Origin of the sequence: Micromonospora sp. CA-111912 (assembly GCF_050948415.1) — a bacterium.
Lineage (GTDB): Bacteria > Actinomycetota > Actinomycetes > Mycobacteriales > Micromonosporaceae > Micromonospora.
Genome location: NZ_CP192007.1, coordinates 2,627,392 through 2,648,962, shown reverse-complemented (window position 1 = coordinate 2,648,962; position 21,571 = coordinate 2,627,392). Strand labels below are relative to the sequence as shown.

The 21,571-nt window shown below is 71.8% G+C and carries 18 protein-coding genes and 1 pseudogene; 5 read left to right on the top strand and 14 right to left on the bottom strand.

Annotated elements, in window-relative coordinates; genetic code table 11:
- Positions 1 to 134: 134 nt before the first annotated feature.
- Complete coding sequence (locus tag ACQPZO_RS11120; protein WP_433349449.1) at positions 135 to 746, top strand: DUF998 domain-containing protein; 612 nt, start codon at positions 135 to 137, stop codon at positions 744 to 746.
- A 103-nt stretch (positions 747 to 849) separates the two neighbouring features.
- Here ACQPZO_RS11120 and ACQPZO_RS11115 read toward each other — a convergent pair whose 3' ends face one another.
- Entirely contained in the window at positions 850 to 1,902 is a 1,053-nt protein-coding gene (locus tag ACQPZO_RS11115; protein ID WP_433349447.1) for a S1 family peptidase, read from the bottom strand.
- 254 nt (positions 1,903 to 2,156) lie between these two features.
- Here ACQPZO_RS11115 and ACQPZO_RS11110 point away from each other — a divergent pair, with 254 nt between their 5' ends.
- On the top strand, positions 2,157 to 2,999 hold the full coding sequence (locus ACQPZO_RS11110; protein WP_433349445.1) for a GDSL-type esterase/lipase family protein: 843 nt from the start codon (positions 2,157 to 2,159) through the stop codon (positions 2,997 to 2,999).
- A 245-nt stretch (positions 3,000 to 3,244) separates the two neighbouring features.
- Here ACQPZO_RS11110 and ACQPZO_RS11105 read toward each other — a convergent pair whose 3' ends face one another.
- From ACQPZO_RS11105 to ACQPZO_RS11095, 3 genes are all read right to left on the bottom strand, one after another.
- A complete protein-coding gene (locus ACQPZO_RS11105; protein ID WP_433349443.1) occupies positions 3,245 to 4,180 on the bottom strand; it encodes an acyl-ACP desaturase in 936 nt (311 codons plus the stop codon).
- Positions 4,181 to 4,279: 99 nt separating this feature from the next.
- Complete coding sequence (gene hisS / locus ACQPZO_RS11100) at positions 4,280 to 5,614, bottom strand: histidine--tRNA ligase (RefSeq protein ID WP_433349441.1); 1,335 nt, start codon at positions 5,612 to 5,614, stop codon at positions 4,280 to 4,282.
- Positions 5,615 to 5,684: 70 nt separating this feature from the next.
- Positions 5,685 to 6,404, bottom strand: a complete 720-nt coding sequence (locus tag ACQPZO_RS11095; RefSeq protein WP_387019319.1) for an MBL fold metallo-hydrolase — start codon at positions 6,402 to 6,404, stop codon at positions 5,685 to 5,687.
- A 262-nt stretch (positions 6,405 to 6,666) separates the two neighbouring features.
- On the opposite strand from ACQPZO_RS11095, the gene ACQPZO_RS11090 reads away from it, so the two are divergent.
- Positions 6,667 to 7,551 (top strand): peptidylprolyl isomerase, encoded by an 885-nt coding sequence (locus ACQPZO_RS11090; protein ID WP_433349440.1) that lies wholly within the window; start codon positions 6,667 to 6,669, stop codon positions 7,549 to 7,551.
- A 64-nt stretch (positions 7,552 to 7,615) separates the two neighbouring features.
- On the top strand, positions 7,616 to 8,458 hold the full coding sequence (locus ACQPZO_RS11085) for a peptidylprolyl isomerase (RefSeq protein ID WP_433349438.1): 843 nt from the start codon (positions 7,616 to 7,618) through the stop codon (positions 8,456 to 8,458).
- Between the two features lie 60 nt (positions 8,459 to 8,518).
- Here ACQPZO_RS11085 and ACQPZO_RS11080 read toward each other — a convergent pair.
- From ACQPZO_RS11080 to ACQPZO_RS11035, 10 genes and pseudogenes are all read right to left on the bottom strand, one after another.
- Positions 8,519 to 10,798 (bottom strand): annotated as a pseudogene (locus ACQPZO_RS11080) (RelA/SpoT family protein); the annotation flags it as partial.
- 438 nt (positions 10,799 to 11,236) lie between these two features.
- Positions 11,237 to 11,803, bottom strand: a complete 567-nt coding sequence (locus ACQPZO_RS11075; RefSeq protein ID WP_387019081.1) for an adenine phosphoribosyltransferase — start codon at positions 11,801 to 11,803, stop codon at positions 11,237 to 11,239.
- A 103-nt stretch (positions 11,804 to 11,906) separates the two neighbouring features.
- Positions 11,907 to 13,097: a protein translocase subunit SecF gene (secF, locus tag ACQPZO_RS11070; RefSeq protein WP_433349436.1), complete on the bottom strand. Its 1,191-nt coding sequence runs from the start codon at positions 13,095 to 13,097 to the stop codon at positions 11,907 to 11,909.
- Position 13,098: 1 nt separating this feature from the next.
- A complete protein-coding gene (secD, locus tag ACQPZO_RS11065; RefSeq protein WP_433349433.1) occupies positions 13,099 to 15,015 on the bottom strand; it encodes a protein translocase subunit SecD in 1,917 nt (638 codons plus the stop codon).
- A 218-nt stretch (positions 15,016 to 15,233) separates the two neighbouring features.
- Positions 15,234 to 15,581 carry a preprotein translocase subunit YajC gene (gene yajC, locus ACQPZO_RS11060; RefSeq protein ID WP_433349430.1) on the bottom strand — a complete coding sequence of 116 codons (348 nt, stop codon included), beginning with the start codon at positions 15,579 to 15,581 and terminating at the stop codon, positions 15,234 to 15,236.
- Positions 15,582 to 15,724: 143 nt separating this feature from the next.
- A complete protein-coding gene (gene ruvB / locus ACQPZO_RS11055) occupies positions 15,725 to 16,795 on the bottom strand; it encodes a Holliday junction branch migration DNA helicase RuvB (RefSeq protein WP_433349428.1) in 1,071 nt (356 codons plus the stop codon).
- The gene (gene ruvA, locus ACQPZO_RS11050; protein WP_396673889.1) at positions 16,792 to 17,394 is read right to left on the bottom strand and encodes a Holliday junction branch migration protein RuvA; all 603 of its coding nucleotides are present in this window, start codon (positions 17,392 to 17,394) and stop codon (positions 16,792 to 16,794) included. The genes ruvB and ruvA overlap by 4 nt, the downstream gene beginning before the upstream one ends.
- Positions 17,391 to 17,918 (bottom strand): crossover junction endodeoxyribonuclease RuvC, encoded by a 528-nt coding sequence (gene ruvC / locus ACQPZO_RS11045; protein WP_433349426.1) that lies wholly within the window; start codon positions 17,916 to 17,918, stop codon positions 17,391 to 17,393. The genes ruvA and ruvC overlap by 4 nt, the downstream gene beginning before the upstream one ends.
- A 224-nt stretch (positions 17,919 to 18,142) precedes the next feature.
- Entirely contained in the window at positions 18,143 to 18,754 is a 612-nt protein-coding gene (locus ACQPZO_RS11040) for a TetR/AcrR family transcriptional regulator (RefSeq protein WP_433349424.1), read from the bottom strand.
- Positions 18,755 to 18,765: 11 nt separating this feature from the next.
- A complete protein-coding gene (locus tag ACQPZO_RS11035) occupies positions 18,766 to 20,337 on the bottom strand; it encodes an MFS transporter (protein WP_433349422.1) in 1,572 nt (523 codons plus the stop codon).
- A 592-nt stretch (positions 20,338 to 20,929) separates the two neighbouring features.
- Between ACQPZO_RS11035 and ACQPZO_RS11030 the strand changes: the two genes are divergently transcribed.
- Positions 20,930 to 21,526: a hypothetical protein gene (locus ACQPZO_RS11030; protein ID WP_433349420.1), complete on the top strand. Its 597-nt coding sequence runs from the start codon at positions 20,930 to 20,932 to the stop codon at positions 21,524 to 21,526.
- Positions 21,527 to 21,571 lie beyond the last annotated feature (45 nt).

Below are 21,571 nucleotides of genomic sequence, written 5' to 3'. Positions count from 1 at the left end.
CGTTCCCCGCCGCCACCGGGCGGCCGACGGCACCCGGACGGCGCCGCCACCGGGTGAGCCCGGCGCACGCCGGCCCGGGCCCCGTCCCGCGCCACACATGGCGGTCGCGGAGCGCGCCCGCGTACCGTGTGGCGGTGCGCGCCGTACCCCGCTGGGCCCTGCTCTCCTCCGCCGCCGCCCCGGTGTTCCTGATCGGTGGCTGGACGCTCGCGGCGGCCCGGCAGCCGGGCGGCTTCGACCAGGTGGGCGGCACGATCAGCGCGCTCGCGGCGGTCGACGCCGCGGACCGGTGGATCATGACCGTCGGGCTGCTCGGCCTGGGGCTGTGCCACTGCCTGACCGCGGCCGGGCTGCGACCGGCGCGGCCCGCCGGCCGCCTGCTGCTCGCCCTCGGCGGGGTGGCCACGCTGGCCGTGGCGGCCCTCCCGCTGCCGGCCATGAGCGGCACCTCCGCCCCGCACCGCGCCGCCGCCGTGGTCTCCTTCGGCGCGCTGGCGCTCTGGCCGGCCCTCGCCGCGCCGACGCGCCGCCCGCCCGGCGACGCCGCCGCGGTGCCGGCATCCCACGGTACGGCCGCAGCGGCGCTGCTGCTGGGCCTGGTGGGCTGGCTGGTCGTGGAGCTGGTCGGTGGCGGTGCCCGGCTCGGCCTGGCCGAGCGGGTGGCGGCCGGGGCCGAGGCGCTCTGCCCGTTGCTGGCGGTGCTGGCCCTCGGTGGTGGCCGACGGCAAGCGGGTGGTACCCAGTGACCGGCCCTCCGGCCGGCGCGCCTGCCGGTCGCCGCCCTCTCCCGGTACGCCGGAAGCGGGCCACCGGGAGGCCGGCGACCCGCTTCGCGGACGGTGCGGTGGATCAGATGATGCTGACGCCGTAGACGCTCATCGGCTCGGTGACCGGCTGGAAGAACGTGGTGCCGCCGGAGGAGCAGTTGCCGCTGCCGCCGGAGGTGAGGCCGACGGCGCTGCTGCCGCTGAACAGCGAGCCGCCGCTGTCGCCGGGCTCGGCGCAGACGTTGGTGCGGATCAGGCCGGAGACGCTGCCCTCGGCGTAGTTCACCGTGGCGTTGGTCGCGTTCACCGTGCCGCCCTTCAGGCCGGTGGTGCTGCCGGAGCGCTGCACGCTCTGGCCGACGTAGGCGTTGGCCGCGCCGGTGACGTCCCGGTAGCTGCCGTTGTAGAGGGATACGTTGCCGGTCGCGTTGGCGGAGTTGCTGTGCCGGACGATGCCGTAGTCGTTGCCCGGGAAGCTGCTGCCGGTACGGGTGCCCAGGACGTTGGTCTGGCCCGAGTTGGAGTACCAGCTCGCGGAGATGTTGGTGCAGTGCCCGGCGGTCAGGAAGAAGGTCGTGCCGGCGCTGTTGCGGACGTTGAAGCCCAGCGAGCAACGACCGCCGCCACCGGCGTAGATCGCCTGGCCACCGGAGATCCGGGTGCTCAGCACGCCGGCCTCGGCCTCGACGCGGACGGCGCCGCCGGTCCGGGCGGCAGCGGCCTTGACCTGCTCCAGCTTGGCACCGGTGACGGTGCTGTCGACGGAGACGACGACCTGGTTGGTGACCGCGTCGGTCCACCAGGCGGTGCCCGGGATCTTCGCCGAGCGCTCCAGCTCGGCGGTGGCCCGGTTGAGCTCCACGGCGCCCCGCTTCACGACCTTCGCGGTCGCGCCGGAGGCGCGGACCTGACGGGCGGCGGCCTCGTCGGTCACGGTGACGACCATCTTGCCGCTGGCGTCGGCGTACGTGCCGGCGGAGCGGTCACCGAGCCGCTCGGCCAGGGTGGCCGCGGCGTCGGGCGAAGCGGGCGAGGGCGCGGCCTGGGCGGGCGCGCCGATCAGCGCGCCGGCGACCAGGGTGCCGGCCGCGGCTACGGACGCGGCGCGGAGCAGCGATGACCTCGTGGGTCGCATATAACAACCTCCCGGAAGGGGGTGACGGGTCGCGCCGGGGGTTGACGGACCCGAGGACCAAGCGCCCGGATCTGGGGGGAACCGACCCGGCAAAGTGAAGTATTCACATATTTAAGATCACCGGCAAGGCCTGACTCCACCCGTCCCGCCCGAGCCGCACACGACGCGGACCAGCAATTGTGGCCACCGGCATCGATCTATAGTATCGATGGACTCCGATTTGTCTCATCGGCACCCGTGATCCGGAGGCCACCATGAACCCTGTTCGACGCGTCCTGGCCACCCTCGCCGCCGCCACCATCCTCGTCCCGCTCGGCGCCACCGCCGCCCACGCCGACAGCCACGCCGACGCCGGCCCGGCACCCGCCTCGATGGCCAGTCTCGGCGACTCGATCACCCGCGGCTTCAACGCCTGCGGCTGGTTCGTCGACTGCACCTCCCGCTCGTTCAGCACCGGCGACACGTCCTCGGTGGACAGTCACTACCTGCGCATCCGGGCGGTCAACCCGGCGATCGCCGGGAACAACCACAACGACGCGAAGACCGGCGCGAAGTCCGCCGACATGCCCGGCCAGGCCGCCACCGCGGTCGGCCAGGGCGTCGGGTACGTGACGATGCTGATCGGCGCCAACGACGCGTGCACCGGCTCGGAGTCGACGATGACGCCGGCGGCCACCTACCGGGCCAACATCGACGCCGCGCTCGACCGGATCAGGGCGGGCCTGCCCGACGCCCGGGTGCTCCTGGTCAGCGTTCCGGACATCCACCGGCTCTGGTCGGTCGGCAAGGACAGCGGCAGCGCCCGCACCGCCTGGTCGCTGTTCAGCATCTGCCAGTCCATGCTGGCCAACCCCACGTCCACGGCGCAGGCCGACGTGGACCGGCGGGCCCGGGTCCGCCAGCGGGTGGTCGACTACAACACCCAGCTCGCCCAGGCGTGCGCCGCGTACGGCCCGAACTGCGACTTCGACGACAACGCCGTGTTCGGCTACTCGTTCACCCTGGGTCAGCTCTCCAGCTGGGACTACTTCCACCCGAACAGCACCGGCCAGCAGGTGCTCGCCAACGTCTCGTACGCCGCCGGCTTCGGCTGGTGACCAGAGGTCCCGGCGCCCCCCACCCTCGCGGTGGACGCACCAGCACGGCGTGATGTCGCACCTGACCCCCGCCGAGCGGGGACGCGCCGGGCCCGTCAGCCCTCAGGCCCTACCCCGCCAGCCTGACCCCCACCCACCCCGGCGATCTTGCACTTAGGGCCCGCGAACTGGGCGTGATGCGGCTTTTGCGGGGGCCGCAACCGCAAGATCGCGGGAGAGGGGGGTGGGGTGGGGTGGGGTGGGGGTTAGCGGGTGGCGGCGAGGCGGGCGGCTCGGGCGTCGCGCTTCTCCTCGAAGCGGGACGCGTGGGTCTCGAGGGTGTCCAGGTGGGCGGCGATCTCATCGCGAGCCGCCTCGCCGTCGGCGTTCAGGCCGGAGACGTTGAACACGTCCCACTGACGCAGCACCGGGACGACCACCTCGTCACGGTGCTGGCGCAGGTCGTAGATGCCGGCGAGGGCGATCGCCACCGACTTGCGGGCGAAGCCCTCGATGCCCACACCGGGCATCTGGAAGTCCGCCAGCACCTCGGCGATCGCCCGCATCGTCTGGCTCGGGTCGAGGTCCAGGGCGGCGGCGAGCAGATTGCGGTAGAAGACCATGTGCAGGTTCTCGTCGGCCGCGACGCGGGCCAGCAGCGCCTCGCAGGCCGGGTCGCCGGTCACCCGGCCGGTGTTGCGGTGCGAGATCCGGGTGGCCAACTCCTGGAACGACACGTACGCCAGCGAGCGCAGCATCGAGTCGTCGTGGGAGTTGGAGTACCCGGCCGTCATGTGCACCATCCGGGCCCGCTCCAGGGCCACCGGGTCGACCGCCCGGGTCACGGTCAGGTAGTCCCGGATGGCGGTGCCGTGCCGCCCCTCCTCCGCCGTCCACCGGCCCACCCAGGTCCCCCACGCCCCGTCGGGGCCGAAGAGGGTGGCGATCTGGTGGTGGTACGAGGGGAGGTTGTCCTCGGTGAGCAGGTTCACGATCAGCGCGGTGCGCGCCACCTCGGGGATCGTCGAGTCCGACGCCGACCACGCCTCGCCGCCGAGCGGGCCGTCGAAGGTGCGACCCTCGCTCCACGGCACGTACTCGTGCGGGAACCACTCCTTGGCCATCGAGAGGTGCCGGTCGAGGTTCTTCTCCACGACGGGCTCGAGCTCGACGAGCAGGGCGGTCTGGCTCAGTGCGGTCACGACGATCTCCCTACCTACGGTGGCGTAACTTACGCAACCGTAGGTCTTCGTCGGCGTACGCGCCAGTAACGCCAGCTCGTGGGCGTTACCGGCGAGTCCTCAGCCCTCGCCGATCAGCGGCCGCAGGTCCGCCCGGGGCGGGGTCCACTCCCCCGCCGCCGCAACCACCTGCTCGCCGGAGCGGATGTCCTTCACCTCGTCCGCCGCGCCGTCGGCCCCCGGGAACCACACGTACGGGATGCCGCGCCGCTCGGCGTAGCGGATCTGCTTGCCGAACTTCGCCGCACTCGGCGACACCTCGGTGGGCACGCCCCGGCCGCGCAGCGCGTCGGCAACGGTGTTGCTGGCCGCCCGCTGCTCCTCGGCGGTGACCGCGACCAGCACGCAGGTCGGCACGCTGCGGGACACCGACAGCGCGTCGGCGCCGAAGAGCAGGCCGAGCAGCCGGGTCACCCCGATCGAGATGCCCACCCCCGGGAACCGGGCGGCCCCCGAGCTGGCCAGGTTGTCGTACCGGCCGCCGGAACAGATCGAGCCGAACCGCTCGTAGCCCACCAGAGACGTCTCATAGACCGTGCCGGTGTAGTAATCCAGGCCACGGGCGATGCGCAGGTCGGCCACGCACAGCCCCGGCGAGTGCGCGGCGGCGGTCTCCACCACCGCGACCAGCTCGTCAACGCCCTCGTCCAGCAACGGGTGGCTCACCCCGAGGGCCCGCACCGCGTCGGCGAAGGAGGCGTCCGGGGCGGAGATCTCGGCCAGGGACAGGCACGCCTTGGCCTGCGCCTCGCTCGCCCCGGCCGTCTCGGCCAGCAGCTCGGCCACCCTCGCCGGGCCGATCTTGTCGAGCTTGTCGACCGCGCGCAGGGCGGCCTCCGGGTCGGTAAGCCCGATGCCCCGGTAGAAGCCCTCGCAGATCTTGCGGTTGTTGACCTGGATCCGCACCGGCGGAATCGGCAGCGACCGCAGCGCGTCGCCGATGACCAGCGGCATCTCGGCCTCGAAGTGGGCGGGCAGGGTGTCCCGGTCGACGATGTCGATGTCGGCCTGGAGGAACTCCCGGTAGCGGCCCTCCTGCGGGCGCTCGCCCCGCCACACCTTCTGGATCTGGTAGCGGCGGAACGGGAACTGGAGCTTGCCGGCGTTCTCCAGCACGTAGCGGGCGAACGGGACGGTCAGGTCGAAGTGCAGGCCGAGCGCGTCGTCCCCGGCCGGGCCCTCGGCGTCGGCCTGGAGCCGGCGCAGCAGGTACACCTCCTTCGAGGTCTCCCCCTTGCGCAGGAGCTGGTCCAGCGGCTCCACCGAGCGGGTCTCCAGGGGGGCGAAGCCGTACAGCTCGAAGGTGGCGCGGATCCGGTCGAGGACGAACTGCTCGATCATCCGCTGCGCCGGCGTCCACTCGGGGAAGCCGGAGATGGGCGTGGGCTTGCTCATGGCGTACTCCTTGCAGCTCCGCGCCGCCCGGCGCGGTGAGGTCGTGGCCCGCGCGGCGCGGGCGGAGGATCTAGAGGCCGCGGGTGGGCGCGGCGGGACGCGCGCCGCCGGAGCCCGCCACCTCGACGAGGTACGGGTTGCTCGCGCGCTCGCGCCCGATGGTGGTCGCGGGGCCGTGGCCGGGCAGCACCACGGTGTCGTCGGCCAGCGGGAGGATCTTGTCCCGCAGGCTGGCGAGCATCCGGGGCATGCTGCCGCCCCACAGGTCGGTGCGGCCGATCGAGCCGGCGAAGAGCACGTCGCCGGAGAGGCAGACCTGCTCGGCCTCCCAGGGCGAGCCGGCGCCGGGCAGCCGGAACAGCACCGACCCGCCGGTATGGCCCGGGGCGTGGTCGACGGTGATCTCCAGGCCGGCCAGGGCGAGGGTGGCCCCGTCGGTCAGCTCGGCGACGTCGTCGGGCTCGGTGTAGGGCAGCCGGCCACCGAAGAGCTGGGTGAGGTCCATCGACAGCGCCTTGCCCGGGTCGGCCAGCAACTCCCGGTCGGCGGGGTGGACGTACGCGGTGATGCCCCGGGCGCCGCAGACCGGCGCGACGGAGAAGGTGTGGTCGAGGTGGCCGTGGGTGAGCAGCACGGCGGCCGGGTGCAGGCGATGCTCGGCGAGCACGGCGTCGAGCCGGTCGAGCACCCCGATGCCCGGGTCGACCACCACGCACTGCTCCCCCGGCGCGGTCGCCACCACGTAGCAGTTGGTGCCGAAGGCGTCCGCGGGAAAGCCGGCCACGAGCACGTCCGCTCCCCTTCCGTCGAGCTGTCGTCCCTGCACTGGCAGCCTAGCCGCAACGGCGCGCGGATTCCGTCGCCCCACCCGCCCCGTGGGCCCCCGGAGGCACAGTGACGCCCCCCGATAAACCTTGCGAGGACCTGGTACACCACATTCCCAGTCGGTACCCGTACACTCTGGCGGGCGTGTGGCGTGGCGCACGTGCCGCCAGACAGGGCGCTACGCCCGACCCGCCGGTGACCGTCAGGGTAGAGGAGGGGGAGCACGGGTGGCTTCCAGCAGGGACCGGCAGCGCAAAATGGCGCGGGCCAAGCTCGACCGACAGTTGGCCCGACGGGCCTCCCGGATCAGGCGCCGTCGGCAGATCCAGGCCGGCGTCGGCGCCGCCGTGGTGCTCGCGCTGATCGTTGCCGGATCGGCGTGGGCGCTGGGCGCCTTCGACGACGACCCGGAGACGAACACGGCCGCCGAGGACGTCTGCATCTGGAACCCGCAGAACGCCACCGGGAACACCAACCTCAAGGACGTCGGCACCCCGGCCACCACCGGCCTGCCGACCTCCGGCACCCGGGCGATGACCGTCACCACCAACCAGGGCGCGCCGGTCACCGCGGAGCTGGACCTCGCCTCGGCCCCTTGCGCCGGGGCGAGCATCGCCCACCTGGCCAGCCGGGGCTTCTACGACAACGCCACGTGCCACGAGATCACCGACGAGGGCGCGTTGCGCTGCGGTGACCCGAGCGGCACCGGCCTGGGCGGCCCGACCTACTCGTTCTACGACGAGAACGTCCCCGTGCAGCCCGAGGCGAGCCCGTCGGCCAGCCCCGCCCCCGGCCAGCCCCCGGCGTACCCGAAGGGCACGGTCGCGATGATGGCCAACCCGCCGGGCGCCAACGGCAGCCAGTTCCTTGTCTTCTTCAAAGACTTCAATCCCGCCAAGCCGGTCTACCCGGTGATCGGCAGGGTCACCGGCGGGCTCGATGTGATCACGAAGATCGGCGCCCTCCCGACCGTGGACAATGGGAGCGGAGCAAAGGTCAAGCCGAAGACCGACGTGGTGATCCAGAGTCTCACCGTCGGCGAGCCGACGACGGCGCCGGCCGCGACCGCCCCGGCATCGGGCGCTCCGGCGGCCAGCCCGAGCGCCGGCTGACCGGGCCCCGCCCCACACACTGCGGCACTGACCGCGCCAGAGACACAGTCCAGGAGGATCGACCGTGACGTCCACGAAAGAGCGGCAGCGCGCGGCGGCGAAGGCCCGACTGCAGCGGAACATGGCCGCGCAGGCAACCAGGGCCCGCAAGCGCCGGCAGACGCAGGCGGTCGTCGGCGCCGGGGCGGCCCTGTTGCTCGTGGTCGCCGGCACCGTGTGGCTGGCCACCACCGTCGTCGGCGACGACGACGACGACAAGCAGAAGACCAGCGGTGCGAGCGGTCTCGTGCAGTGCGCGTTCACCGAAATGCCCAAGGAGAACCGGACCAAGGAGATCAAGGACGTCGGGCTGCCGCAGGGCCAGCAGGCGAACACCGGCGTCCAGACCCTGACGATGGACACCAACCTGGGCCCGATCACCGCCAAGGTCGACCGGGCCGCCTCGCCGTGCACCGCGGCCAGCTTCACCCACCTCGCGAGCAAGAACTTCTTCGACAACAGCAAGTGTCACCGCCTGGTCACCGAGGGCATCCAGGTGCTCCAGTGCGGTGACCCGAGTGCGACCGGCAAGGGCTGGCGGGAGACCGACGGCACCGGTGGCCCGGCGTACAAGCTGACCGAGGAGAACCTGCCCACCGACAAGCGCCCCGCCTACCCGAAGGGCGTCATCGCGATGGCCAACTCGGGGCAGCCCGGCAGCACCGGCAGCCAATTCTTCATCGTCTACGGCGACTCGCAGCTCGACCCGAACTACACCGTCCTGGGCACGATCACCGGCGGCATGGACATCGTCGAGGCCGTCGCCAAGGCCGGCGACGACAAGGCGTTCGCCAAGCAGGCCGGCGGTGGCCACCCGAAGAAGGAGGTCGTCATCAAGAAGCTGACGATGAGCGAGCCGCAGGGCTGAGCCCTCCGCCACGACGAAGCGCCCGCCGGCTGCGAGCCGGCGGGCGCTGTCGTGTGCGGATCAGGACCCCGAGGTGACCCGGTACGCGTCGAAGACGCCGTCGACCTTGCGGACGGCGGCCAGCAGGTGGCCCAGGTGCTTCGGGTCGGCCATCTCGAAGCTGAACCGGCTGACCGCCACCCGGTCCCGGGTGGTGGTGACCGTGGCGGACAGGATGTTGACCCGCTCCTCGGAGAGCACCCGGGTCACGTCTGCCAGCAGCTTGTGCCGGTCCAGGGCCTCCACCTGGATGGCCACCAGGAACGTCGAGGCGGAGGTGAGCTTCCAACTGACCTCGACCACCCGCTCGTCCTGGGCCAGCAGGTCCTCGGCGTTGGCGCAGTCGTCCCGGTGCACGCTGACCCCGCCGGAGCGGGTGACGAACCCGAAGACCGCGTCCGGCGGCACCGGGGTGCAGCACCGGGCCAGCTTGATCCAGACGTCGCTGACGCCACGCACCACCACGCCCGGGTCGGCGCTGCTCTGCCGGCTGCGCGGCGGCCGGGTGGCGACGGCGGTCTCGGCGATGTCCTCCGCCGCGCCCTCCTCGCCGCCGTACGAGGCCATCAGCTTCTGCACCACCGACTGGGCGGAGACCTGACTGTCGCCGACCGCCGCGTACAGCGACGCCACGTCGGCCAGGTGCAGGTCCCGGGCGATCGTCATCAACGCGTCGGAGGTGAGCATCCGCTGCAACGGCATGCCCTGCTTGCGCATCGCCTTGACGATCGAGTCCTTGCCGGCCTCGATCGCCTCCTCGCGCCGCTCCTTGTTGAAGTACTGGCGGATCTTCGTGCGCGCCCGAGGGCTCTTCACGAAGCCCAGCCAGTCCTGCGTCGGCCCCGCCGTCTCGGACTTCGACGTGAAGATCTCGATCACGTCGCCGTTGGACAACGTCGATTCCAGCGGCACCAGCTTGCCGTTGACCCGCGCCCCGATGCACTTGTGCCCCACCTCGGTGTGCACCGCGTACGCGAAGTCCACCGGCGTCGACCCGGTCGGCAGCGGGATGACGTCACCCTTGGGGGTGAAGACGTACACCTCCTGGCTGGACAGGTCGAAGCGCAGCGCGTCCAGGAACTCGCTCGGGTCCGCCGCCTCCCGCTGCCAGTCCAGCAGCTGCCGCAACCAGGTCATCTCGTCGATGTGCGCCGGCGGGCCGACGACCTGGGTGCCCTTGTGCTCCTTGTACTTCCAGTGCGCGGCGATGCCGAACTCGGCGGTGCGGTGCATCGCGTACGTGCGGATCTGCATCTCCACCGGCTTGCCGGTGGGCCCGATGACCGTCGTGTGCAACGACTGGTACATGTTGAACTTGGGCATCGCGATGTAGTCCTTGAACCGGCCGGGCACCGGCTGCCAGTTCGCGTGGATCACACCCAGCGCGGCGTAGCAGTCCCGCACCGTGTCGACCAGGATCCGCACCCCGACCAGGTCGTAGATGTCGTTGAAGTCACGGCCCCGCACGATCATCTTCTGGTAGATCGAGTAGAGGTGCTTCGGCCGTCCCGTCGTCTCCGCCTTGATCTTGGCGGCCTTCAGGTCGGTCTGCACCTTCTGGGTGACCTGGCGCAGCTGCGCCTCCCGCTGCGGCTGGTGCTCCCCGATCAGCCGGAGGATCTCCTCGTACCGCTTCGGAAACAGCGTGCCGAAGGCCAGGTCCTCCAGCTCCCACTTGATCGTGTTCATGCCCAGCCGGTGGGCCAGGGGCGCCAGGATCTCCAGCGTCTCCTTCGCCTTCTGCTCCTGCTTCGGGCGGGGCAGGAAGGTCAGGGTGCGCATGTTGTGCAGCCGGTCGGCCAGCTTGATCACCAGGACCCGGGGGTCCTTGGCCATCGCCACGACCATCTTGCGGATGGTCTCCGCCTTGGCGGCGTCGCCGAGCTTGACCTTGTCGAGCTTCGTCACCCCGTCGACGAGCAGCGCGACCTCGCCGCCGAAGTCCACCTTCATCTGGTCGAGGGTGTACTCGGTGTCCTCGATCGTGTCGTGCAGCAGCGCGGCGACCAGGGTGGTGGTGTCCATCCCCAGGTTCGCCAGGATGGTGGACACCGCCAAGGGGTGGGTGATGTACGGGTCGCCGGACTTGCGGTACTGGCCCGAGTGCCAGCGGGCCGCCGTGTCGAACGCCCGCTGGAGCAGCCGGGCGTCGGCCTTGGGGTGGTTCACCCGATGGGAGGAGATCAGCGGCTCCAGCACCTCGCTGACCTGCGAGGTCTGCCAGGGCGCGTTGAACCGGGCCAGCCGGGCCCGCACCCGCCGGCCGGTGGGGGCGTTGGAGAGGGCGAAGCCGCCGCTCGGCGACGGGTCGCCGGAGTCGTCGGCCGACAGCGGCTCCAGGACGCCGGCCGCCGGGGTGTCGCCGTCGGCGTGGGCGGAACCCGCCTCGTTCCCGAGGGCCGCGCCCCGCGGCTCAGCTCCCTTGTCGGTCACCGAACCGTCAGCGTCGCCTGTCGGGTGCACCGTGCCCTCCACCGGAGGGACGACATCGTGGGACACCGGCCTCCTCACCGCTCGCCGGGGTACGCCGACCGTGCGGCCGGCCTGGTCTTCCGCCGCCCGGACGGTCTTCCCGCCGGTCAGCAAAGGGCAATGCTACCCGTACGCACCGTGCCCCGCCGCTCGGCCGGACGGACCGCACCGGGTCCGCCCGGCAGCCAGCACGACCAATCGGTCAGCAGGGCACGGACCGGACGCCAACCCGCCCGCGCGCAGCCCGGACGGCCGCTGCTGGGGCGCTCAGACCTCGAGCAGGGCGTGCACCGGGCGCGGGGCGAGCCGCTCGCGGCCACCGAGGAAACCAAGCTCCAGCAGCACGGTGAAGCCGGCGACCGTGCCGCCGGCCCGCTCCACCAGATCGAGGGTGGCCTCAGCGGTCCCCCCGGTGGCGAGCACGTCGTCGACCACCAGCACCCGGTGCCCGGCGGTGAACGCGTCCTCGTGCAGCTCCAGCGTCGCCTCGCCGTACTCCAGCGCGTACGAGGCCGAGTAGGCGGGGCGGGGCAGCTTGCCGGCCTTGCGCACCGGCACCACGCCGACCCCGGTGGCGTACGCGACGGCCGCCGCGATCACGAAGCCCCGGGCCTCGATCCCGACCACGGCGTCGAACGAGTCCCGCCCGTGGTAGGCCACGATCCCGTCGACCACCTCGCGGAACACCGCGCCGTCGGCGAAGAGCGGCATCAGGTCCTTGAACATGACGCCCGGCTTCGGGAAGTCCGGCACGTCCAGCACACGGCTGGCGACCAGCTCGGCGACCTGCGGGCCGCTGTCTCCCCGTACCCCGGCGCTGTACGTCTCCGTCACGGCGGCCCGTCTCCCCTCATACGACGACGGCGTCCTCCACGCCGCTCGCACAGCATGAAGGACGCCGTCGTCACCGTCTCCGGCGGGTGTCTCCCCGGTCGCGTCAGCGGCGCTTCGCGCCGCCCGGCCGGTTGCCGCCGCCGCCGGCGGGGCGACCACCCCGGGCGCCGCTCGGACGCTTACCGGCGGGCCGAACGCCCACCTTCGGCGCGGCCCCGGCCAGGGCCGCCTCCTCCGGGTCGATGGGCTCGTCGTCCTCCCCGGCCGGGCGCGGCGCGCCCTTCGGGGTGATCTCACCCCGGGCCAGGGCGCCCCGCCGGGCCAGCACCCGCTTGTTGTGCGCCTGGATCCGCGGCTCGTAGTTCTTCAGCAGCACCAGCAGCGGGGTGGCCAGCAGGATCGAGGTCAGGAACGCGATCGCCATACCGACGAAGAGCACCAGGCCGAGGTCCTTCAGGGTGCCCGCGCCCAGCAGGCCCGCGCCGATGAAGAGCAGACCGCCGACCGGGAGCAGGGCGACCACCGACGTGTTCAGCGACCGCATGAGGCTCTGGTTGATCGCCAGGTTGGCCGCCTCGCCGTACGTCTGGTTGTTGTTCGCGGTGATGCCCCGGGTGTTCTCCTGGACCTTGTCGAAGACCACCACCACGTCGTAGAGCGCGAAGCCCAGGATCGTGAGGAACCCGATGATCGTCGACGGGGTCACCTCGAAACCGACCAGCGAGTAGATGCCGGCGGTGAGGATCAGGTTCATGAACAGCGAGGAGACGGCGGCGACCGCCATCCGCCACTCGAAGCGCAGGATCAGGTAGACCATCACCAGCGCGACGAAGATCACCAGGCCGAGCAACGCGCGGGAGGTGACCTGGCTGCCCCACGCCTCGCTGACCTGGTTGCCGCTGATCTGGTCCGGCTGGAGGCCGAGCTCCCGGGCAATCTCCGTCTTGGCCGCGTCGGCCTGCTCGGGATTGAGCTGCGAGGTGCGGATCTCGTAGTAGTCGCCGCCGGTGCCGCCGACCTTCTGCGCGGTGGCCACCTCGGCCCCGCCCGCGACGCTCGCCAGCGCCGCGCCGACCTTCTCCTCGGCCTGATCCAGCGTTCCGACGCTGGCCGGCACCTGGAACGAGTTGCCGCCGGCGAACTCGATGCCCAGGCTGAACTTCTGGATCCCGAAGCTGAGCACCGAGATGAGGATCAGTACCCCGGCCACGGTGAACCACAGCTTGCGCCGGCCGATGACGTCGACCCCGGCCTCGCCCCGGTAGAGGCGGCTCGCCAATCCAGTCTTAGCCATCTCAGGCCTCCTTGACGCGCGAGGTGCGGGGGGTGGCCTGCTCGGTCCGCGCCGGAAGGGCGCGGCCGAGACCGCTGACCCGCGGGGAAAGGAACGCCCGGGTCCGGGCGAACATCGTCATGATCGGGTGACGGAAGAGGAAGACCACGACCAGGTCGAGCACCGTGGCCAGGCCGAGCGCGAAGGCGAAGCCCTTCACCGTGCCGACCGAGACGACGTAGAGCACCACGGCCGACATGAGGGTGATCGCGTTGGCCGAGATGATCGTTCGGCGGGCCCGGATCCATGCCCGCGGCACCGCACTGCGCGGGCTGCGTCCCTCGCGGATCTCGTCCTTGAGCCGCTCGAAGTAGATGACGAACGAGTCCGCCGCCACACCGAGCGAGACGATCATGCCGGCGATGCCGGCGAGGGTGAGGGTGAAACCGATCTGCCGGCCGAGCACCACCAGCGCGCCGAAGACCAGCAGCGCCGACAGCACCAGGCTCAGGAAGATGACCGAGCCGAGCAGGCGGTAGTAGAAGAACGAGTAGATGATGACCAGCAGCATGCCGATGCCGGCGGCGAGCAGGCCCGCACGCAGGTGGCTGGCGCCCAGCGTGGCGGTGATGTTCACCTTGTCCTGTTGCTCGAAGGTGACCGGCAGGGCGCCGTAGCGCAGCTGGCTGGCCAGGTCGCTGGCCGTTTTGTTGTCGAAGCTTCCGGTGATCTGCGAGTCACCGGTGAGCACGCCCTGGATCTCCGGCGAGGAGACCACCTTGTTGTCGAGGACGACGGCGACCCGGCACTTGCCGTCCTGGCCCAGCGCGGTCTGGTCGCACGCCTGGCCCTCGTTGGTGAACGCCTCCCGGGTCAGGCTGGTCCACTTCTCCTGACCCTTGCCCTTGAAGTCGAGGCTGACCACCCAGGAACTGGTCTGGTCGAGCACCGCGTTGGCGTCGCCGACGTCGGTGCCGAGCACCTTCGCCACGTCGAGCAGGTACTTCTGGGTGCCGTCCTCGCAGGCGATCGCCTTCTGCTTCTCGTCCTTGATCGACGCCGCCGGGCGCTGGTCGAGCTGGGCGCAGCTGATCGTCGGGACGTTGAACTGCATCTCCGCCGGCAGCACCGCGACCTCGCGCGGGGAGAGCGTGCCGAACGGCTTGAGGGTCTCGCCCAGCGACGGGTCGGTGGTCAGGTCGGCCGGGGCCTTCAGGCCGCTGGCGGCCTGCCAGGCGGCGGCCCCGACCTTCTGCTGGACGGCCGCGCGCTGCTTCTCGACGCCCTCCGGCACCGGCTCGGCGCTGGCGCTCGGCGATGGCGCGGCAGCGCTCGGCGAGGCCGGCGGGGTGGCGCTGGCGCTCGGGGCCGCAGCCCCGCCGCCCTGACCGCCGGTGCTCGGCGACGCGGTCGCCTTCGCCCCGGCCGGCGAGCTGCCCGACGGCTTGGGGCTGGCGCTGCCCGACGGCTTGGGGCTGGCGCTGCCGGACGGGGCCGGGGTCGGCGTGGCCGCCGGGGGGGCCGCCACCGCGCCGGTTCCGTCGGCGGCCTTCAACACCTTGCGGAAGCGCAGCTCGGCGGCGCTGCCGACGTCGGTGAGGTCGCGGTTCTCACCGGGCAGGGAGATGACGATGTTCCGGTTGCCCTCGGTGACCACCTCGGCCTCGGCCACGCCGTACGCGTTGACCCGGTTCTCGATGATCTGGCGGGCCTCTTCGAGGTTCTCCGTCGTCGGGGGCTTGCCGTCGATGCTGTTCGTCGCCTCGAGCGTCAGCCGGGTGCCGCCGATCAGGTCCAGTCCGAGCCGAGGCTCGAGCCGATCCTTCAAGCCACCACTGGCGCCGCCCGAGAAGAACACCATGAGATATAGGACGACGAAGATGAGGCCGAGCACGGCAAGCTGCCGTCCGGGCCGCATCTGTCCCTGAGGTGGTGCCACGGCTGTCTGTCTCCCTGTTACGGTCGCGCCGCCGATGGCGGCGCGAATGTCGGGCCGGGGGTCCCGGCGACGGCTGTCCGGGGCCGGCGACCCGACGCCGACACGGCTGACCACGGCCGACGCGGGGGCGTCGACCGGCAACCTTCGGGTGTCGGCGTCAGGTGTCGACCCAACTATCCAGTTTTAACGGCGTCTCCGCTGCCCCGTCGGGGAGGCGGTCACTCCTTGACGGTTTCGACGTCCTCGCTGACCGGCTCCGTCGACTCGACCCGCTCGGCCCGGTTGACCACCCGGGCGATGGCCGGACGGGCGTACCGGGTCTGCACGCCGGGCGCGACCTCTAGCAGGACGGTGTCGTCGTCCACCTCGGTGACCGTGCCGTAGAGACCGCCGATGGTGACCACCTCGTCGCCAAAGCCGAGGGCGGACTGCATCTGCTCAGCCTCGCGGCGGCGCTTCTGCTGAGGGCGGATCATCATGAAGTACATGACGCCGAAGAGCAGGGCGATCATGAGGATCGGCGTAAGACCGCCGACTCCCCCTCCGCCCGCTGCTGCGTAGAGCACGGTTACTGACCTTCCGATTGGCCTTCGGCTCGGCACGAAAAAAAGCACCGGAGCGGAGGCGGATTCTCACGTCCTGTACAAACCGCGGCGAAGTCTAGTCCCTGCACCTGGGAACGCCGACTGCGGCACAGATCACGTTCGGATCACGGCTGATCTGGCGCGGCGGAGAACAGATCGGACGCAACAGGAACATCGGTGCCAAATGTACCATTTGGCGGGGTGCGCCCCAGGTGCCGCCAGGCCGCCTCCGTCGCCACCCGGCCTCGCGGCGTGCGGGCGAGCAGCCCCGCCCGGACCAGGAACGGCTCGCAGACCTCCTCGACCGTGTCCGGCTGCTCCCCCACCGCCACCGCCAGGGTGGACAACCCGACGGGCCCGCCCCGGAACGAGTCGACCAGCGCGGTGAGCACGGCCCGGTCCAGTCGGTCCAGCCCGAGCGCGTCGACGTCGTACACCGTGAGGGCGGCCCGGGCGGTCTCCAGGGTGACCACGCCGTCGGCGCGGACCTCGGCGAAGTCCCGAACCCGGCGCAGCAGCCGGTTGGCGATCCGGGGGGTGCCCCGGGACCGGCCGGCGATCTCGACGGCGCCGTCGTCGGTGATCGGCACGCCCAGGATCCGCGCCGAGCGGCGCAGCAGCACCTCCAGGTCGGCCGGGGAGTAGAAGTCCAGGTGCGCGACGAAGCCGAACCGGTCCCGCATCGGCCCGGTCAGCAGGCCGGACCGGGTGGTCGCGCCCACCAGGGTGAACGGCTCGACGTCCAGCGGGATGGCGGTGGCTCCCGGCCCCTTGCCGACGATCACGTCGACCCGGAAGTCCTCCATCGCGCTGTAGAGCAGCTCCTCGGCCGGCTTGGCGATCCGGTGGATCTCGTCGATGAACAGCACGTCGCCCTCGGCGAGGCTGGTCAGGATCGCCGCCAGGTCCCCGGAGCGTTCGATCACCGGGCCGCTGGTCACTCGGAGGCCGGAGCCCAACTCGGCCGCCACGATGTTGGCCAGGGTCGTCTTGCCCAAGCCGGGCGGGCCCGACAGGAGGATGTGGTCGGGTGGGGAGCCGCGCCGCATCGCGCCCTGGAGCAGCAGGTCGAGCTGGTCGCGGACCCGGTGCTGGGCGATGAACTCCGCCAGCCGCTTCGGCCGGACACTCGCCTCGGCGTCCAGCTCGGCGTCGTGGACGTACGCCGAGACGAGGTTGCCGTCCGGGCCCGTCATCGGGTCCGGCCGAGGAGGCGGATGGCCTGCTTGAGCAGCACCGGCACGGGCGGGGGCGGTCCGTCGACAGTCTCCGCCACGGCGGCGACCGCCTGGTCGGCCTGGCCGGCCGTCCAGCCGAGCCCGACCAGGGCCTGGCGAACCTGCTCGGGCCAGGCGCCCCCGGTCACCCCGGCCGCGCCGTCGGCACCCACCGGCACCGGGCCGATCCGGTCGCGCAGCTCCAGCACCAGGCGCTCGGCGCCCTTCTTGCCGATGCCCGGCACCCGGGTCAGCGCCGCCGTGTCGGCGTTGGCGACCGCCCTGCGCACCGCGTCCGGGGTGTGCACGGCGAGCACCGCCTGGGCCAACCGGGGACCCACCCCGCTGGCGGTCTGGAGCAGCTCGAACAGCTGCTTGGCGTCGTCGTCGGCGAAGCCGTAGAGGGTGAGCGAATCCTCCCGGACCACCAGGCTGGTGGCCAGCCGGGCTGGCTGGCCGACCCGCAGGTCGGCGAGCGTGCCGGGGGCGCAGTACACCGCCAGGCCCACCCCGCCGACCTCGACCACGGCGTGATCGGGGCCCGTCGCGGTCACCGTGCCGCGCACACTGGCGATCATCGTGCTCCTCCTCGTCGTGCCCGGTCGGCCGCCTCGGCCAGCTTCGAGCGGGTGCCGCCGCGCCAGACGTGGCAGATGGCCAGCGCGAGCGCGTCGGCCGCGTCGGCCGGCTTCGGCGGCTCGGACAGCCGCAGCAGCCGGGTCACCATGGCCGTCATCTGCGCCTTGTCCGCCTGGCCGGACCCGGTCACGGCAGCCTTCACCTCGCTCGGGGTGTAGGTCTGCACCGGCAGGCCGGCCCGCGCGCCGGCCAACACCGCGATCCCGCTCGCCTGGGCGGTGCCCATCACGGTGCGGACATTGTGCTGGCTGAACACCCGCTCCACGGCGACGGCGTCCGGCTGGTGCTCGGCGACCAGGTCGGCGAGCGAGCGGTCCAGGTGCAGCAGGCGCAGCGGCAGGTCGTCACCCGGGTCGGTCTGGACGACGTAGTAGGCGACCAGGGTGCAGGGCCGGCCGGGCACTCCCTCGACCACACCGACCCCGCACCGGGTCAGCCCCGGGTCGACGCCGAGCACGCGCACGCCGCCTCCTCCCCCAGCCGCCAGCAGTACGTGTGTTCGACACCCTACTGGTCGCCCCGGACACCCTCCGCCGGGGACACGCCGGCAGCCGGCCGCAGCGCGCGGGGCTCCGGCAGTGACGAGAGCCGGGTGGGTCGTCCACCACCCGGTTGCGGTGGCGAGTGTGCCCGGCGGATTCCCGGGACGGTCGCGGCCGGAGTTCCGGTCGGCCCGCCCCGGAGGGGTCAGCGGGCCCGAATGCCGTCCAGGACGCCGTCGACGATCCGGCCGGGCAGGGAGTCCTCGTCCAGTTCGGGGTTCCAGCGCAGCATCCGCTGTACCAACATCGGCCCGGTGAGCAGGGCCATCACCACCTCGATGTCGAGGTCGGCACGCAGCTCACCGCTGCGCATCCCCCAGCGGAGCACCTCGCGCATGAGCTGCCGGCGGGGCTCGATGATGTTCTGGTAGACCCGGAAGTGATCCGGGCTGCGGTTCACCTCCGGCACGAGGCAGGGCATGATCTTCGCGGCCCGGGGGTCGACGTTGCGCCCGACCGCACCGACCAGCAGCACCAGGTCCTCCCGGACGGAGTGCCCGGTCGGCTGCGGAAGGACGCCCTTGAGGCGGCGCAGCGCGTCGAGCATCAGCGCGTCCTTGCCCGACCAGCGCCGGTAGATGGTGGCCTTGCCCACCCCGGCCCGGGCGGCGATGGCCTCGATGGACAGCGCCTCGATCGTGCTGCCCTCGGCGAGCAGGTCGAGAACGGCCTCCACGATCGCCTCGTCCGCGCGGACGCTCCGCGGTCGGCCGGGCGGTCGCGGAGCGTCGGCGGCGGCGGAAGTCATGTCCGACATTCTTCCCATATTTATGCGGCTCCGGCCAACTCCGGTTTTCCGGCCACCGGAGTCGCGCCCGGCGGCTGCCCCTGGTCCCGGCCGGGCATCCAGCGCAACGCGACCACGATGCCGAGCGCGGCGACCGCCGCCGAGAGGGCCGCCGCCCAGTGCATCGCCGAGACGAAGGCGTGGTTGGCCGACGTGACCAGCGCCGGCCCGGCCGGGCCGAGCTGTCCGGCCGCGGCGTACGCCCCGGAGATCGACTCACCGGCCGCCTCGTGCGCCGCCGCGGGCAGGTCCCGCAGGGCCGGGGCGACGTCCTGACGGTACAGCGCGGACAGGACCGAGCCGAGCACGGCCACGCCGAGTGCGCCGGCTACCTGCCGAACCGTGTTGCTGACCGCCGAGCCGACCCCCGCCTTCTGCCTCGGCAGCGCCGACATGATCGACTCGGTGGCCGGCGGCATGATGTTCGCCATCCCCGCGCCCTGGAGGAAGAAGCACACCAGGACCGCCCAGATCGGCGTGCCCGCGTCGACGAACATGAACGCCCCCAGCGACACCACGGTCAGCACCAGGCCGACGACCGCGACCGCCCTGCCCCCGTACCTGCGGACCATCGCCGCGCTGCGCGGGGCGAAGATGAGCTGCGCCGCGGCGAAGGGCAGGAAGAGCAGGCCGGTCTCCAGCGGGCTGTAGCCGCGGACCAGCTGCAGATAGAACGAGCTGAAGAACATCACCCCCATGGCGGCGAAGAAGATCAGCCCGACCATCGCCACCGGCGCGGCGAACTGCGGCACCCGGAACAGCCGGACGTCCAGCGACGGATGGTCGCTGCGCAGCTCCAGCACCACGAACCAGGCCAACACGGCCAGCCCGCCGACGATCGACGCCCAGACCAGCGGCCGGTCGAAGCCGTGCTCGCCGCCGTCGATGATGCCGTAGGACAGCGCGACCAGGCCCACCACCGACAGCAACACGCCGGGGACGTCGACCCGGCCTGGATCGGGGTCGCGCGACTCGGGTACCAACAGTGCGACCAGGACCACGCCGAGCACGACGACCGGCACGTTGATCAGGAAGACCGAGCCCCACCAGAAGTGCTCCAGCAGCGCGCCGCCGAGGATCGGGCCGATCGCCACGGCCAGGCCGACCGCGCCGGCCCAGATGCCGATCGCCCGGCCGCGTTCCCGGGGGTCGAAGACGTTGGAGATGATCGACAGGGTCACCGGCATGATCGCCGCGCCACCCAGGCCCATCAGCGCGCGGGCCGCGATCAGCTGGGCGGGGCTCTGCGCGTACGCGGACAGCAGCGAGGCGAGGCCGAAGAACACCAGACCGGCCACCAGGAACCGCCTGCGCCCGGCGCGGTCGCCGAGCACGCCGAAGGTGAACAACAGACCGGCGAAAACCAGGGTGTAGGAGTTGATGGACCATTCCAGCTCGCCCTGGGTGGCGCCGAGACCGCGCACCGGGTCGGCGAGGGTACGCAGGGCGACGTTGAGGATGGTGTTGTCGAGAACGACGACGAGGAGGCTGATCACCAGCACCCCGAGGATCGCCCACCTCCTCGGGTGTCCGGTGTTTTCGTGAAGCTGCATGGCCGGCTCTCCCCCAGGTCAACCCGCGGCAATTACGAAACGGGTCATACTCGTAACGCGAACGAGCCTAGGCCAACCCTTTTCGATACGGAACCGTCCCGTATCCCTTGTGCCCCACATCACACGAGCCCCACCCCCACCCCGGCCCCGTCCCCGGAGCGGGCGCCCTAACGCGGCGATCAAGATGTTCGCGGCAGATTCGGGCGCCCCGACTCCGATGCAAACCCCTTGATCGCCGCGCCAGGGCCGGGAGTGGGCGGGGCCTGGGTGAGGTTGGGGTGTTTGGGGGGTCTGGGGGTGTGACCGGGGGCATCCGTCCGGCGGAACATGGGCCGGCCCGGGGTCGTTACACATGGCAGACGATCGAGTAGCGCACCCCGCCGCTGAACCGCCCGAACCCCCGTGACCCCTCAAGGAATGCGGGTCGGCCGCCGGTCGTTACACATGGACCCGCCGCCACCAGCACCCCCGGGCGCGGATGAGCCGCAGGACAACTTCCCCCCTTGATCTGTTGGGCGCCTCGACGTGGTGCTCACACCCCCGCCCCTCCCCAAGGGGCGGCGTGTGTCGACCCCCGATTGGAGACACCCCCATGAACACGATCATGCGTAAGAGCGTTCTCGGAATCGCTGGACTCGCCTTCGCCGGCGGCGTGTTCGCCGGCCCCGCCACCGCCCACGCCACCCCCACCACCGAATCCACCCCGACCACCGCCGTCGCCGTGCAGGCCGACAAGCCGGGCATCGACAAGGGCAAGCTGATCCCGCACGGCGTGCAGGGCGACCAGTCCCGCATCCAGCTTGACGACGAGCAGACCGCCAACGTCAAGGCGATCATCGCCGCCACGAAGAAGGCCGGCATGGACGAACGGGCCGCCGTCATCTCCATCGGCACCGCCCTGCAGGAGTCGAAGCTGGAGAACCTGGGTCACCTCGGTGACCGCAACGACCACGACTCGCAGGGCCTGTTCCAGCAACGCCCCACCTCCGGCTGGGGCACGGTGGAGCAGATCACCGACCCCGAATACTCCACCCTCGCGTTCCTCAAGGGCCTCAAGCAGGTCGACGGCTGGCAGGACATGCCCCTGACCAAGGCCGCGCAGACCGTGCAGGTGTCGGCGTACCCCGACCACTACGCCCAGTGGGAACAGCAGGCCGCCGACCTCGTCGCCCAGCACTGGAACAGCTGACCCCCGCACCACCGAACAGCCAACCGGCCGGGCCCCCGACAAGGG

Excerpts from the sequence above, each read along its gene's own strand:
- ACQPZO_RS11040 (WP_433349424.1), bottom strand. The coding sequence starts at position 18,754 with ATGTCGGACATGACTTCCGCCGCCGCCGACGCTCCGCGACCGCCCGGC.
- ruvB (WP_433349428.1), bottom strand. The coding sequence starts at position 16,795 with ATGACGGGCCCGGACGGCAACCTCGTCTCGGCGTACGTCCACGACGCC.
- ACQPZO_RS11115 (WP_433349447.1), bottom strand. The coding sequence starts at position 1,902 with ATGCGACCCACGAGGTCATCGCTGCTCCGCGCCGCGTCCGTAGCCGCG.
- ACQPZO_RS11110 (WP_433349445.1), top strand. The coding sequence starts at position 2,157 with ATGAACCCTGTTCGACGCGTCCTGGCCACCCTCGCCGCCGCCACCATC.
- secF (WP_433349436.1), bottom strand. The coding sequence starts at position 13,097 with ATGGCTAAGACTGGATTGGCGAGCCGCCTCTACCGGGGCGAGGCCGGG.
- hisS (WP_433349441.1), bottom strand. The coding sequence starts at position 5,614 with ATGAGCAAGCCCACGCCCATCTCCGGCTTCCCCGAGTGGACGCCGGCG.
- ruvA (WP_396673889.1), bottom strand. The coding sequence starts at position 17,394 with ATGATCGCCAGTGTGCGCGGCACGGTGACCGCGACGGGCCCCGATCAC.
- ACQPZO_RS11030 (WP_433349420.1), top strand. The coding sequence starts at position 20,930 with ATGAACACGATCATGCGTAAGAGCGTTCTCGGAATCGCTGGACTCGCC.
- ACQPZO_RS11035 (WP_433349422.1), bottom strand. The coding sequence starts at position 20,337 with ATGCAGCTTCACGAAAACACCGGACACCCGAGGAGGTGGGCGATCCTC.